We start from the raw sequence: 13150 nt of genomic DNA, 5'->3' as shown, positions 1-13150 counted from the left end.
CAGCGCGCGCCTTATAGGCCGTCTACCGATCGCTGTAACGCCTTGAGTTGCAGCATCCCCACACACAAGAAATCGCGGAGATGCATTATTTTGTTCTACGCAGTTCGACCAGCCCAGCGCTTATTCAAGCGCTGGCAGCGACCGGCAAGGCGGCCGGCTGCGTGCCGCCGTTGAGCTTCGAGGCTTCCGCCGGCTTCTTCATCAGGATTTTCAGGACCCGGGCGAGCGTCGACGGCAGATCATGGCGCTTGACGACCATGTCGACCATGCCGTGCTCCAGCAGGTATTCCGACGTCTGGAAACCTTCCGGCAGTTTCTCGCGCAGCGTCTGCTCGATCACGCGCTTCCCGGCAAAGCCGATTTCCGCGCCGGGCTCGGCCATGTGAATGTCGCCGAGCATCGCGTAGGATGCGGTGACGCCACCGGTGGTCGGGTTGGTGAGTACGACGATATAGGGGAGGCCGGCTTCCTTCAGCATGTTGACGGCAACCGTGGTGCGCGGCAGCTGCATCAGCGACAGGATGCCTTCCTGCATGCGGGCGCCGCCCGAAGCCGGGAAGATGACCAGCGGGCACTTCTCGGCGATCGCCCGTTCGAAGGCCTTGATGATCGCCTCGCCGGCAGCCATGCCGAGCGAGCCGCCAATGAAGTTGAACTCGTGCACGACGGCGACGAGTTTGACGCCCTGGACGCGGCCGAGACCGGCGACGATCGTGTCTTCGAGTTCAGTCTTGGCGCGGCTGTCGCGCAGACGATCGACGTATTTCTTGGAATCGCGGAACTTCAGCGGGTCCTGAGCAACCTTCGGCTGCGGAAACGCTTCAAAGATGCCGCCGTCGAACAGGTCCTTCAACCGCGCCTTGGCCGGCATCTTCATGTGGAAGCCGGACTGCGGGATGACCCACTTGTTTTCCTCGAGATCGCGATGGAACACCATCTCGCCGGTTTCCGGGCACTTGATCCAGAGATTTTCCGGAACTTCCCGGCGGCCCAGCATCGAGTTGATCTTCGGCCGAACGTAGTTTGTGATCCAGTTCACTTAGTAACTCCTGAAGATTTCCTTCGGGTTGTGCGCGCTAATATAGGCAATTATTCGGCTGCTGCGAGACGTGCGGACCGCACGCCTGCCGAGAGCCCTCTCACCAGCGCTTCGACACCCGGAACCGTCGCATCGGTCGCCTTGCCCTCTTCGGTCAGGCTCGACGCGATCTGGTTGACGATCGCCGTACCGACGACCACGCCATCGGCAGATGCTCCGATGGCCCTTGCATGTTCCGCCGTCTTGACGCCGAAACCGACGCAAACGGGCAGATTGGTGTGTGCCTTGATACGCCCGACGGCGCCGGCGATCAACGACGGATCGGGCAGAGCCGAACCGGTGATGCCGTTCATCGACACGTAATAGACGAAACCGGAGGTGTTTTCGAGGACCTTCGGCAGGCGACGGTCGTCCGTGGTCGGCGTCGCCAGGCGAATGAAGTTGATGCCCTTCTCCAGCGCCGGGATGCAGAGTTCGTCGTCCATCTCCGGCGGCAGGTCGACGACGATCAGGCCGTCAATGCCGGCGGCCAGCGCATCCGTCAGGAAGCGGTCGACGCCGTAGATATAGATCGGGTTGTAATAGCCCATCAGCACGATCGGCGTGCGCTGGTCGTCCTCACGGAAACGGCGGGCGATCTCAAGCGTCTTTGCGAGCGTCTGTCCGCTTTTCAGCGAGCGTTGACCGGCCAGCTGGATCGCCGGGCCGTCGGCCATCGGGTCTGAGAAAGGCATGCCGAGTTCGATGACGTCGGCGCCGGCCTTCGGCAGCGCCTTCATGATTGAGACCGACGTCTCGAAATCCGGATCGCCGCCCATGAAATAGGTGACGAGGACCGGACGTCCTTCGGCCGCAACATCGGCAAATCGCTTGTCCATGCGTGCGGTCATGATCTTACTGCCCCATTCCCAGTAACTTGCCGACGGTGAAGATGTCCTTGTCGCCGCGGCCGGAGAGGTTCATCAGGATGATCTCGTCCTTGCCCATTTTTGGCGCGCGCTTGATGACTTCGGCAAGCGCATGCGACGGCTCGAGCGCCGGAATGATGCCTTCGAGACGGGTCAGCGTCTGGAACGCCTCAAGCGCTTCGTGGTCCATGATCGGCACGTATTCGACGCGACCGACATCGTTCAGCCAGGCGTGCTCCGGGCCGATGCCGGGATAGTCGAGACCGGCCGAAATCGAATGCCCTTCCTTGATCTGGCCGTCGCCGTCCTGCAGCAGATAGGTGCGGTTGCCATGCAGCACGCCGGGCGAACCGGCTGTGATCGAGGCGCAATGCTCGTCGCCTTCGATGCCCTTGCCGCCGGCTTCGACGCCGACGATCTTGACGCTCTCGTCATCGAGGAACGGATGGAAGATGCCGATTGCGTTGGAGCCACCGCCAACGGCGGCAATGACGAGATCCGGCAGCCGGCCTTCGGCGGCGAGCATCTGCTCCTTGGCTTCCTGGCCGATCACCGCCTGGAAATCGCGGACCATCTCCGGATAGGGATGCGGGCCGGCAGCCGTGCCGATCAGGTAGTAGGTGTTGTCGACATTGGTGACCCAGTCACGCAGCGCCTCGTTCATGGCGTCCTTGAGCGTGCCGCTGCCGGCCGTCACCGGCTTTACCTCGGCACCCAAGAGCTTCATGCGGAAGACGTTCGGCGCCTGGCGCTCGACGTCGGTCGCGCCCATGTAGACGACGCAGGGCAGGCCGAAGCGGGCAGCGACGGTTGCCGAAGCCACGCCATGCTGGCCGGCACCGGTCTCAGCGATGATGCGCGTCTTGCCCATGCGCTTGGCAAGCAGGATCTGGCCAATGCAGTTGTTGATCTTGTGCGAGCCGGTGTGGTTCAGCTCTTCGCGCTTGAAGTAGATCTTGGCGCCGCCAAGCTCCGCCGTCAGACGTTCAGCAAAATAGAGCGGGCTCGGGCGGCCGATATAATGCGCGCCGAGATGCTCCAGCTCCGCCTTGAAGGCCGGATCGTTCTTCGCGTTGTCCCACTCGTTCTGGAGATCGAGGATCAGCGGCATCAGGGTTTCGGCCACGAAGCGGCCACCGAAGATACCGAAACGGCCGTCCTCGTCCGGGCCACCCCGGAAGGAATTCAACTTTGGCGCCTGGTTCACGTCCTGCTCCCTGACCGTGGCATGCCCGCCTCCGCCTGGCGAACGGCATTGAAAAACGATTCCATGAGCTTCAGATCCTTGACGCCCGGCGCGCTCTCGACGCCGGAGGAGATATCGATGGCACGCGCGCTGGTCTGCGCCATGGCCTCGCCAATGTTGTCGGCGTTAAGACCACCGGAAAGCATGTAATCGACGCTTCCGTCAAGCGCATCGAGAAGCTTCCAGTCAAAGGAAACGCCGTTGCCACCGGGCAAATCGGACCCTTTTGGCGGCTTGGCATCGAAGAGGAAGCGATCGGCAATGCCGATATAGGCATCGATCTTTTCAAGGTCAGATGCTTCGCGCACCGAAAGGGCCTTCATGACGGTAAGGCCATACATCGCCTTGACCGTCAGCAGTCGCTCCGCGTCCTCGCTGCCGTGAAGCTGCAGGATATCCGGATTGAGGGCCGAGACGATCTCGTCAAGCTCGTCATTGTCGGCATTGACCGTGACGGCGACGATCTTCGCCTGGCCGCGAATCCTGTCGGCGATGCGGCCGGCATCGTCGGGCTCGATGTTCCTGGGGCTCTTCGGGAAAAAGATGAAGCCGACATGGGATGCGCCGAGCGCGACAGCACGCTCGGCCGCTTCCGCGGTCTTCAGCCCGCATATCTTCACTTGGGTTTTCATGAGAAGCGACCTTGCATGAAATGCCGCGCGAGTCGAGCCAAAAACCGACGCAAAAGCGGTCACTCAGCGCCCCTGCACCCGTCCTTTGGCGGGTGCGCGCCCCTTGCGCGGCAGGCGCGCTTTCACCATATGCATTTTACCACAACGGAGAGACTGATGCGCCTGTTGCTCGCGCTTATCCTGCCTTGGCTGCAGTTTTTTACCATCGGCCGCCCCTTTGCTGGCCTCATTTGCCTGATCCTGCAGTTGACCCTGATCGGCTGGGTTCCGGCGGCGATCTGGTCGGTCTATGCGCTCAGCCAATACAAGACCGACGAGAAGATCCGCGAAGCGCTGCGCCACCGCGCATAACGCGCCGCTCGTCGCCCTCCAAGATTCAATCGAAGTCGATCGCGTGAAGCATCGTGCCGTTGCGGCGGAGCCATCGCTTGGCATCGTCCGTATCCGGACACAGCCTCCCACACAGCGCCCAGAAGTCGGCCCCGTGATTCATTTCCTGCAAATGTGCCACTTCATGCGCAGCGAGATAGGCGATGACCTTTGGCGGCGCCATGACGATGCGCCAGGAAAAACTCAGCGCCCCGTCGGCTGAGCATGATCCCCAGCGGCTGCGCGTGTCCTTGAGCGAAAGCGACTTTGCCCTCCGGCCGATACGGCCGGTATAGATCGCCACCAACCGGTCGAGATCCTGGCGCGCTTCCTTCTTCAGGAAATCGACGATGCGCCGTGTGAGATGTTCCTCGCCACCGCTGACGCGCAGCACCGGTTCGTCATCGATCACGATCGCTTCCGTGAGCCCACGGATCTTGCCGGTGCGCTCGATGCGGTGGGCAACGCCGCGGATGAGGATGGAACCGCCCTCCTCGATCTGGCTTTCGCCGGAGAAGCGGGCGAGCTTGGTCATCAGCCAGCCCTGGTGCCGTGTCAGGAAGGCATTCACCTCGCGCTCGGGGAGGCCCTGCGGCACCGTCATCTTCAGGGCCCGCCCGCCTGGCTCGATGCGCAGCGTCATGCGCGTCGCGCGCGCGTTTTGCTTGATCGTCAGCGGCAGGGACTTGCCGGCGACCTCGATCTGCCGCGTTGTTGCGGGTGGTGCAGGTTGAATGCGCCGCTTTAAGGAAGGGAACATGCAGGCTTTCTAACCGATTCGCGGGGCTTTCGCCTACTGTTCGCTGGTTGGATGCGTGCCGAGAGTGATCCGGCGTTTCATGTGAAACGCCGGAAGCGGTTTCGTCAGGTTAATGGGCTTCGACAATCGGACCCGAGCCACCATTCTTGCGATCGCGCATGAAGCGGTCGAACTCTTCCTGGTCCTTGGCGCGGCGAAGCTCGCGCACATAGGTGTCGAATTCTTCGCGCATCTCGTCGAGCTTGCGGCGCTCCTCTTCGAGGCGAGCCAGTTCAGCTTCGCGCCAGTCGTCGAAAGCGACGTTGCCGGTACGATGCGTCCAGTTGGAACGGCGGCCGCCGCGCTTGAAAGCCGAGCACATGCCATCCACCGTATCGTTTGCGTCTTTCTTGAACGTCTTGAGCTTTTCGCCAAAGAGAATGTACGCGAGCATGGCCAGGCCGAGCGGCCAGAAGACCACAAAGCCAAGCACCATCAGAGCGATGGTCGCGGGCGTCCAATCCGGACGGATCATTGCAGATTGGTTCATCTTCAGGATTCCTCGCAATCATCCGGGCCGCCCATGCGACCCGATGAAAACGATGTGGGAAGGCGCCCCTGGCTCTGCAAGACGCCTCCCTCCGGAATCCGACAAACCCTTGACTCTACGCGGTCAAAACGACCCCAAGAGCCGGGATCAGGCCGACTTTCCGCCCTTGATCAGCTGCTTTACCGGTTTTGCGTGGCGCGCATGCTCGCGGTGGAACGAGACGATGCGCGGCGCGATTTCGCGGCGGAAGCGAGAGCCGTTGAAGACGCCGTAGTGACCGACATCCGGCTGCATGTAGTGCATGCGCATATGATCCGGGATGTTGGTGCAGATGGTCTGCGCCGCCTTCGTCTGGCCAACGCCCGAGATATCGTCGTTCTCGCCTTCGACCGTCAAGAGCGCGACCTTCTTGATCGCGGTCGTGTCGACGCGCTTGCCGCGATGCATCATCTCGCCCTTCGGCAGCGCGTGCTGCATGAACACCACCTGCACGGTCTGCAGGTAGAATTCGGCCGTCAGGTCCATGACCGCGAGATATTCATCATAGAAGTCACGGTGCTTCTCGGCGGCATCGCCGTCGTTTTTCACCAGATGGGCGAAGAACTCCTTGTGGGCGATCAGGTGCCGGTCGAGATTCATCGACATGAAGCCGGAAAGCTGCAGGAAGCCCGGATAGACCATGCGCATGAAGCCTGGCTGCGGCCACGGCACCGGCATGATGACATTGTCACGGAACCATTCGATCGAACGTTCTTCCGCCAGCTGGTTGACGCCGGTCGGGTTGATGCGGGTGTCGATCGGACCGCCCATAAGCGTCATCGTCGCCGGCGACAGCGGATCGTCGGCAGCTTCCATCAGCGCGACGGCGGCAAGCACCGGCACCGCGGGCTGACAAACGCCGATCACATGCGTGTCGGGCCCGAGGAAATGCAGCATCTGGATGACGTAGTCGATGTAGTCATCCAAATCGAAGGTGCCTTCGCTGAGCGGCACCATGCGGGCATCGATCCAGTCGGTGATGTAGATATCGGAATGCGGAAGCAGGGCTTCCACCGTGCCGCGCAACAGCGTCGCATAGTGGCCGGACATCGGCGCGACGATGAGCACCTTCGGATCGGGTGCGCGGCCCTTGGGAAGCGCACGCTCGAAATGAATGAGGTTGCAGAATGGCGCCCGCCAGACGATGCGTTCGTAGATCGAAACCGATTGACCATCGACCACAGTCTCGGGAAGACCGAACTCCGGCTTGCCATAACGGCGGGTGGAGCGCTCGAACACTTCGAGACCGGCGGCGGCGGCGCGACCGAAATAAGTGTGCGAGACGGGGTTCATCGGATTGCTGAACGCGAGACGCATGGCGTCGGCTGCCGTGCGCCACGGCGCCATCATTGCGTGGTTCAGTTCATAGAGCTGGTAGAACATGGGAAGCGTACCCCTTGGTTCAATCAACGACAACGCCGCTCCCGGTCGGACGCAAGCTTGCGATTGTTTGTCTTGGTGTCCGCAATCGCTGCCAGACTACCATTTTTCTTGTGCAGCGCAACAAATATACCCGTCTCGCCTCGATACAAGGCCTGAAGCCAGAATGAATCTGGATTCCTGACGATTTGCAAACGAGCTCGCTCGAAACTGGCCGTTTTCCGCTGTTTTCGTGCATTGAGGCACGCTGCCTGACGTTTTCAGGAAAATCTGGCGCCTCGCCGCAGCAAAATATGGGTACGCTCCCCTGTGGCGATGCAGCAAAGCCGCCATCACTCAGGTGGCCGCCACTTGGATGACTGCCTTCACCAGACCCGTCTTTTCCTCCGCCCATCGCGGCAGATCGGCAACCGCGCCATCGAGCGTGGTGCGGTGGGTGATCAGCGCGTCGATAGGAACAAGGCCGGACGCGATCGACGCGACGACGTGGTCGAAATCCTGCCGGGTCGCGTTGCGGCTGCCGATCAAGGTCATCTCGCGCTTGTGAAACTCCGGATCGGAGAAGCGGATCTCGTCCTTGACGACACTGACGAAGACCAGGGTACCGCCATGGGCGACGTGGGCGAAGGCCGCCTGCATCGAACCACCGTGCCCGGTGGCGTCGAAGACGACATCGAAACCGTCGCCGTCCGTCGCAGCGGCAATGCGCGCCGCCGCATCAACATCCACGACGATGCCCTTGGCAAAGCCGAGCTTGCGAGCGGCAAAGTCCAGCCGCTCGGTACTGGTGTCGGCGAGCACCACGTCATGGCCGGCGATGCGCGAGAAGATCGCCGTGCCGAGTCCGATTGGCCCGGCACCGATAACCAGCGCCCGTGCCCCTGCATCCGTCGATGCCCGGCGGACCGCGTGGGCGCCGATCGCGAGGAACTCGACCGTTGCCGCGGCCTCCGGCGACAGACCCTCCGCCGGATAAAGATTACCCTCCGGCACGACGATCTCCTCGCAAAACGCACCGTCGGTATGGACGCCGAGAACCTTGATGGCCGTGCAGCAGTTCGGTTTGCCCTTTCGGCAGGCAATACAAGCGCCACAGGAGAGATAGGGGTTGACCACGACCGGCGTGCCGGGCGCTATCGTCGTCCCTCGCCCGCCAGAAATCACCGTTGCCGAGATCTCGTGGCCCATGACCCGCGGATATTCGAGGAACGGATGTTTGCCGGCGAAGATATGGTAGTCCGTGCCGCAGATGCCGACATGGCTGACGGCAAGGCGGACCCAACCGTCCGGCACGGTTTCGATTGGTGTGCGATCGACGACCTCCAGCCGACCGGGTTGTGGGCAGAGCACGGCTTTCATGGCAATTCTCTCGAGTACGGCGGCGCCTAGCGGGCGCTGCGGCGACGCAATTGGTCGAAATAGACGATGACGATGATCAGCGCGCCGGTGATGATGCGCTGCCAGAACGAGTTGACGTTCAACAGGTTGGCGCCGTTGTTGATCGTTGCGAGGATGAAGGCGCCGAGCAGCGGCCCGTGCACCGAGCCGACGGCCCCAAAGAGGCTGGTGCCGCCGATGACCGACGAGGCGATCGCCTGCAGTTCCCAACCCTCGGCCTGGGTGGCGTTGCCGATGCCGATGCGCGAGGCAAGCAGCAGGCCAACGAAGGCGGCGCAGGTCGACGACAGGATGTAGGCGAGATAGATCGTGCGGTGGACGTTGACGCCGGAGAGACGGGCGGCCTCACTGTTGGAGCCGACGGCGAAGAGATAGCGGCCGAACCGGCTCAAATGCAGGAAGACATAGGCCGGGATCGCCACCACGATCACCATCCAGAACAGGCTGGGAACGCCCAGGAAATCCGCCCGCGAAAAATTGGTGAAGGCCTCATTGGTGATCGAAATGGTCGAGCCATTGGTGATTAAGAGGCCGATACCGCGGAGCGAGGTCAGGGTCGCCAGCGTGATGATGAAGGGCGGCAGGCCCATGCGCACGATGCCGAAGGCGTGGAATGCGCCGATCAGGACACCGAAGGCTAGCGTGAGGATGATGGCGATCCAGAGCGGCACGCCGGCGGCCAGCAGCCAGGCGACGATAACGCTGGTGAAGCCGACCACGGCACCGACCGAAAGGTCGATGCCGGCCGTGATGATAACGAAGGTCTGGCCAACCGCAAGGATCGCCGTCATCGCCCCCTGGCGCAGCAGGTTGCTGATGTTGTTAGGCGTCCAGAAACTGTTGGTCGCGAAGCCCAACAGCAGCCAGAGGAACAGAAGCAACCCCAGGAGGGTAAGGCCGAACAGAATGCTCACGCCCTTGCGTGGTGCCGCGCTGGCGCCGCTCTCCACCGTTTCCGCACTCATCGTCTTCCTCCCTGCATCCTCAAGTTTGTTTTTATCGGTTCAAACGCCAATTGCCTGCGTCAGCACTTCCTCATGGCTCGCGGCGCGATAGTCGTGGCTGGCGACCAGCCGCCCGCGCCGGAACACGTGCAGCCGGTCCGCCAGTTCGTAGACCTCGGGCAGATAGGACGAGATCAGGATGATGCCCGCCCCGTTCTCCAGAAGCCGCGCGAACAGGCGATAGATTTCCGCCTTGGTTCCGACATCGACGCCGACCGTCGGCTCGTCGAAGATGAAAAGCTTGGCGCCGTGGCTCAGCCACTTGCCGATGACGATCTTCTGCTGGTTGCCGCCGGACATGGCGGAGGCCAGCACCCGGCGTGACGGCGTCTTGATCTTCAGGTCGCGAATCTGGCGGTCGGCGTTTTCCCGTTCCTGCTGGCCATTGATCGTCAGACCGCGTGTCAGCCGGTTGAAAACCGGCAGATTGATGTTGAGGCCGATCGGCAGGTTGAGGCAGAGGCCCTGGTCGCGCCGGCTTTCCGGCGCAAGCGCAATGCCGAGGTCCATGGCCTTACGCTCGCTGGCGATCTCAACCTTGCGGCCTTGCCAATAGACCTCACCGGCGGTCGGACGATGGCGGCCATAAAGGCCGAGCGCGAACTCGCTGCGTCCTGCGCCGATCAGCCCATAGAGGCCGACGATCTCGCCGGCGCGCACGGTCAGCGACACATCCTGAAAGCCGGGGCCGCTCAAGTTGCGCGTCTCGACGATCATCTCGCCGGGCGGAAAATGCTCCTTGTGATAGATCTGCTCGATCGTGCGGTTGATCATCAGCGCGATCAGTTCCGCCTCATTGGTCTCGCCGATCTTGCGGGTGCCGACATGGGTGCCGTCACGCAGCACCGAGACACGGTCGGCAAGCTCGAACACTTCCTCCATGCGATGGCTGATATAGACGATCGTCACGCCTTCGGCCTGCAGCCTTCGGATCAGCCGGAAGAGCTGTGCCGATTCCTGGCGGGTGAGATAGGCGGTCGGCTCATCGAAGATCAGAAACTGCGTGCCGCGCATGGCCGCGCGTGCCGTGGCGACAAGCTGCTGCTGGCCGATCGTCAGGCTACCAAGAACGGCACCGGCCGGCAGGTTAAAGCCGAGATCATCCAGCACGCTTTGTGCCGCATCGGTCATGGCGCGCTTGCGCATCAGGCCGTTGCGATTGATCTCGTCGCCGAGAAACATATTGGCCGCGACCGACAGGTGCGCGCAAAGTACGACCTCCTGGTGCACGGCATTGATACCGCGCTCAATCGCCTCCTGCGGCGTGCCAAGCTGAACGGGTTTTCCGCACCAGAAGATTTCACCGGATGTGCGCTTGATGACGCCGGTCAGAAGCTTGATCAGCGTCGACTTGCCGGCCCCGTTCTCACCGACGATCGCGTGAACTTCACCGGAAAGAAAGGTCAGAGACGCCGGCTTCAAGGCTTCGACGGCGCCATACTTCTTCTGCAGGGCGCGCAGCTCCAGGATAGGCTCGCCTTTCGGAACCGGATGGCGTGTCGCCACATGCAGTCCTTCGGTCCTCCCGTCGCGTGCCTCTTGCAAATCGGTCATCTGCGCATTCCTCCCATCGCAGAGATCGCTTGCGGCCGGTCCTCGTTCCGGCCGCAAGCGGGCGCGGCAGGCTCAACGCCCGCCGCAGCCGTCGTCACTTGACCTTCGGGTTCAAGAGAGCGTCGATCTTCGGCTCGGCCATGTTGGCCTTGGTCACCAGATTGGCGCCGGTATCGACATTCGCCTCGACCTTCTCCTTCTTCGAGACCGCGAGCGCCGTCTTCACGCCATCATAACCCATGCGATAGGGATCCTGAACGACGAGACCGGCCAGAACGCCTTCCTTGAGGAAGCCGACCGTCTTGTCGTCGCTGTCGAAGCCAATCACCTTGATCTTGTCGCCGAGCTTGTTTTCGGCAATTGCCTGGCCGACACCCTGCGCCATGATCAGGTTGGACGCGAAGACGCCGACAAGGTTGGGATTGGCGGTGATCAAGTCGGTCATGATGTTGAGGCCGGTGGTCGCCTGGCCGTCGGCATATTTGTCGACGACGACCTTGAAGCCCGGATACTTTGCCTTGACCTGATCGAGGAAGCCTTCGCGGCGCTGGTCGAGCGAGCCGACGCCCGGAAGGCTGGTGATGATGGCGATTTCACCCTCTTCCTTGCCGCTCATTTCCTTGACCGCCGCAGCGAGACCATCGGCAGCGATGCGGCCGCCCTGGACGTTGTCGGTGGTGAGGAACGACGAGAAGGCCTTGGAGTCGGCACCGGAGTCGATGCCGATGATCGGAACGGCCTTTGCCGCCTCATCGATCGGCTTGCCGAGCGCCTTGAATTCCGTCGGCGAAATGACGACGGCAGCCGGCGCGCCCGCAACCGCGTTCTCGAGAATGCTGATCTGGCCGTTGATATCGGATTCGGATTGAGCGCCGAGTTCCGGTACGTTGACGCCGAGATCCTTGCCGGCGGCGCGGGCGCCAGCGAGCACGATCTGCCAGTAGAAGGACGTGGTATCCTTGACGATGATCGGGATCGTCACGTCCTGCGCGAAGGAGGCGACCGGCGACATGCCGGCGATCATCGCGGCGCCGGCCAAGACGGTAAAGGCGCGACGGGTAAGGCTGCTTTTCAGAATGCTCATCCCAGGTTTCTCCTCTTGGTGCACCGTGTTCCACTTCTTGGAGATCGATCGCAGGTGCTGGCTTATCGACCTTTTATCGATAAAAAACATATTGGAATGCTAATACGACAATCCCGGCTTGGCAAGCTGCCGGAACAGCATTTTAGACGGCGCTTTAGTGCCGTCCGTTAAACCCGAACCGGCTCGTCCCCGAGCTCCGGTGCGACCAGTGTGAAGGGCTCGAAGGCGGCGAAATCGGCGGCGGAAAACCGGTGCTCGACGAGCGCCATGTTGCGCGCCAGGCTCTGCGGCTTGGCGGTGCCGAGCAGCACCGAGGCGACCTGCGGACTGGCGAGCGGAAACTGCATGGCGGGTGCGGCAAGCGGCACGTTCATGCCGCGGGCGACCGCGTCCATGGCACCGACCTTTTGCCGGATATCTTCCGTTGCCGGCATGTAGTCGAAATGCGCGCCTTCGACCGGTCCCGTCGCCAGGATGCCCGAATTGAAGACCCCGCCGACGACGAGCGAAGTCTGCTTCTTCTCGCAGAGCGGCAGCAGTTCGGCGACAGCCGATCGGTCTAGCAAGGTATAGCGCCCAGCGAGCAGGATGCAGTCGAGATCGGCCTGGCGCAGGACGTCGAGACAGACCGGCACCTCGTTGACGCCAAGACCATAGGCCGCAATCGTTCCCGAGGATTTCAGCTCCTCCAACGCCTTGAGGCCGCCCTCCAGCAATTGCCGCAGATAGATCGCATTGCGGGCGGCGCCATGGGTATAGACGCCGATATCATGCACATAGAGGATATCGATGCGGTTGAGCCCGAGCCTGGCGTAGCTGAACTCGACCGAGCGCATGATGCCGTCATAGCTGTAGTCGTAGGTGACGTCGAAATTGAGCGGCTTCACATAGGAATAGTCCGGCACCTCGTCTTGCGGCACCGGATGCAGGAGACGGCCGACCTTGGTGGAAAGCACGAACTGGTCGCGCGGCTTATCGCGCAGGAAGTCGCCGACGCGGCGCTCGGCAAGGCCGAGGCCGTAGAAGGGCGCAACGTCGAAGTAGCGCATGCCCGACTGCCAGGCAGCGTCCAGGGTCGCCATCGCCGACTCGCGGGTGCATTCGCGGTAGAGGCCGCCAAGACCGGCGGCGCCGAAGCTAAACTCGGTCACCGATAGGTCGGTTCGACCGATCCGTCTCGTCTGCATTTCCCCGTTTCCTCCTCCAAG

The 13150-nt window shown here is 62.1% G+C and carries 13 protein-coding genes; 1 reads left to right on the top strand and 12 read right to left on the bottom strand.

Annotated elements, in window-relative coordinates; translation table 11 throughout:
• Positions 1–124: 124 nt before the first annotated feature.
• Genes accD through AC3WVQ_RS18360 form a run of 4 tightly spaced genes read right to left on the bottom strand, consistent with a single transcriptional unit; the run spans position 125 to position 3825 of the window.
• Positions 125–1039 carry an acetyl-CoA carboxylase, carboxyltransferase subunit beta gene (gene accD / locus AC3WVQ_RS18375; protein WP_034801670.1) on the bottom strand — a complete coding sequence of 305 codons (915 nt, stop codon included), beginning with the start codon at positions 1037–1039 and terminating at the stop codon, positions 125–127.
• A gap of 50 nt (positions 1040–1089) precedes the next feature.
• The gene (gene trpA / locus AC3WVQ_RS18370) at positions 1090–1929 is read right to left on the bottom strand and encodes a tryptophan synthase subunit alpha (protein ID WP_034801668.1); all 840 of its coding nucleotides are present in this window, start codon (positions 1927–1929) and stop codon (positions 1090–1092) included.
• A 4-nt stretch (positions 1930–1933) separates the two neighbouring features.
• The gene (gene trpB, locus AC3WVQ_RS18365) at positions 1934–3154 is read right to left on the bottom strand and encodes a tryptophan synthase subunit beta (protein WP_034801666.1); all 1221 of its coding nucleotides are present in this window, start codon (positions 3152–3154) and stop codon (positions 1934–1936) included.
• Positions 3151–3825, bottom strand: coding sequence for a phosphoribosylanthranilate isomerase (locus tag AC3WVQ_RS18360; protein ID WP_090295148.1), 675 nt, complete (start codon positions 3823–3825; stop codon positions 3151–3153). Before AC3WVQ_RS18360 ends, trpB begins: the two co-directional genes overlap by 4 nt.
• A 156-nt stretch (positions 3826–3981) precedes the next feature.
• Between AC3WVQ_RS18360 and AC3WVQ_RS18355 the strand changes: the two genes are divergently transcribed.
• Positions 3982–4176 (top strand): YqaE/Pmp3 family membrane protein, encoded by a 195-nt coding sequence (locus AC3WVQ_RS18355; RefSeq protein WP_034801662.1) that lies wholly within the window; start codon positions 3982–3984, stop codon positions 4174–4176.
• Positions 4177–4201: 25 nt separating this feature from the next.
• Here AC3WVQ_RS18355 and AC3WVQ_RS18350 read toward each other — a convergent pair whose 3' ends face one another.
• The 8 genes from AC3WVQ_RS18350 to AC3WVQ_RS18315 form a co-directional block, all read right to left on the bottom strand.
• Positions 4202–4954, bottom strand: coding sequence for a M48 family metallopeptidase (locus AC3WVQ_RS18350; RefSeq protein WP_110819710.1), 753 nt, complete (start codon positions 4952–4954; stop codon positions 4202–4204).
• A 109-nt stretch (positions 4955–5063) separates the two neighbouring features.
• Positions 5064–5483 (bottom strand): DUF2852 domain-containing protein, encoded by a 420-nt coding sequence (locus AC3WVQ_RS18345; RefSeq protein WP_034801651.1) that lies wholly within the window; start codon positions 5481–5483, stop codon positions 5064–5066.
• A gap of 147 nt (positions 5484–5630) precedes the next feature.
• A complete protein-coding gene (phaZ, locus tag AC3WVQ_RS18340; RefSeq protein ID WP_090295152.1) occupies positions 5631–6905 on the bottom strand; it encodes a polyhydroxyalkanoate depolymerase in 1275 nt (424 codons plus the stop codon).
• A gap of 333 nt (positions 6906–7238) precedes the next feature.
• A complete protein-coding gene (locus AC3WVQ_RS18335; protein WP_090295153.1) occupies positions 7239–8261 on the bottom strand; it encodes a zinc-binding alcohol dehydrogenase family protein in 1023 nt (340 codons plus the stop codon).
• 26 nt (positions 8262–8287) lie between these two features.
• Entirely contained in the window at positions 8288–9265 is a 978-nt protein-coding gene (locus AC3WVQ_RS18330; protein ID WP_034801644.1) for an ABC transporter permease, read from the bottom strand.
• 39 nt (positions 9266–9304) lie between these two features.
• The gene (locus tag AC3WVQ_RS18325) at positions 9305–10858 is read right to left on the bottom strand and encodes a sugar ABC transporter ATP-binding protein (protein ID WP_110819709.1); all 1554 of its coding nucleotides are present in this window, start codon (positions 10856–10858) and stop codon (positions 9305–9307) included.
• Between the two features lie 94 nt (positions 10859–10952).
• Complete coding sequence (locus AC3WVQ_RS18320; protein ID WP_090295156.1) at positions 10953–11942, bottom strand: ABC transporter substrate-binding protein; 990 nt, start codon at positions 11940–11942, stop codon at positions 10953–10955.
• A 167-nt stretch (positions 11943–12109) separates the two neighbouring features.
• Complete coding sequence (locus AC3WVQ_RS18315) at positions 12110–13129, bottom strand: aldo/keto reductase (protein WP_060608954.1); 1020 nt, start codon at positions 13127–13129, stop codon at positions 12110–12112.
• Positions 13130–13150: the final 21 nt, after the last annotated feature.

The sequence above is a fragment of the Ensifer sp. EB106-05-01-XG146 genome (genome assembly GCF_058791875.1).
The sequence above is the reverse complement of the archived record's forward strand: the minus strand, read 5'-3'. Positions and strand labels throughout refer to the sequence as shown.

Coding starts and splice junctions, on each gene's coding strand:
- phaZ (WP_090295152.1), bottom strand. CDS start 6,905: ATGTTCTACCAGCTCTATGAACTGAACCACGCAATGATGGCGCCGTGG.
- AC3WVQ_RS18360 (WP_090295148.1), bottom strand. CDS start 3,825: ATGAAAACCCAAGTGAAGATATGCGGGCTGAAGACCGCGGAAGCGGCC.
- AC3WVQ_RS18345 (WP_034801651.1), bottom strand. CDS start 5,483: ATGAACCAATCTGCAATGATCCGTCCGGATTGGACGCCCGCGACCATC.
- AC3WVQ_RS18325 (WP_110819709.1), bottom strand. CDS start 10,858: ATGACCGATTTGCAAGAGGCACGCGACGGGAGGACCGAAGGACTGCAT.
- AC3WVQ_RS18335 (WP_090295153.1), bottom strand. CDS start 8,261: ATGAAAGCCGTGCTCTGCCCACAACCCGGTCGGCTGGAGGTCGTCGAT.
- AC3WVQ_RS18350 (WP_110819710.1), bottom strand. CDS start 4,954: ATGTTCCCTTCCTTAAAGCGGCGCATTCAACCTGCACCACCCGCAACA.
- AC3WVQ_RS18355 (WP_034801662.1), top strand. CDS start 3,982: ATGCGCCTGTTGCTCGCGCTTATCCTGCCTTGGCTGCAGTTTTTTACC.
- trpA (WP_034801668.1), bottom strand. CDS start 1,929: ATGACCGCACGCATGGACAAGCGATTTGCCGATGTTGCGGCCGAAGGA.
- AC3WVQ_RS18330 (WP_034801644.1), bottom strand. CDS start 9,265: ATGAGTGCGGAAACGGTGGAGAGCGGCGCCAGCGCGGCACCACGCAAG.
- AC3WVQ_RS18320 (WP_090295156.1), bottom strand. CDS start 11,942: ATGAGCATTCTGAAAAGCAGCCTTACCCGTCGCGCCTTTACCGTCTTG.
- AC3WVQ_RS18315 (WP_060608954.1), bottom strand. CDS start 13,129: ATGCAGACGAGACGGATCGGTCGAACCGACCTATCGGTGACCGAGTTT.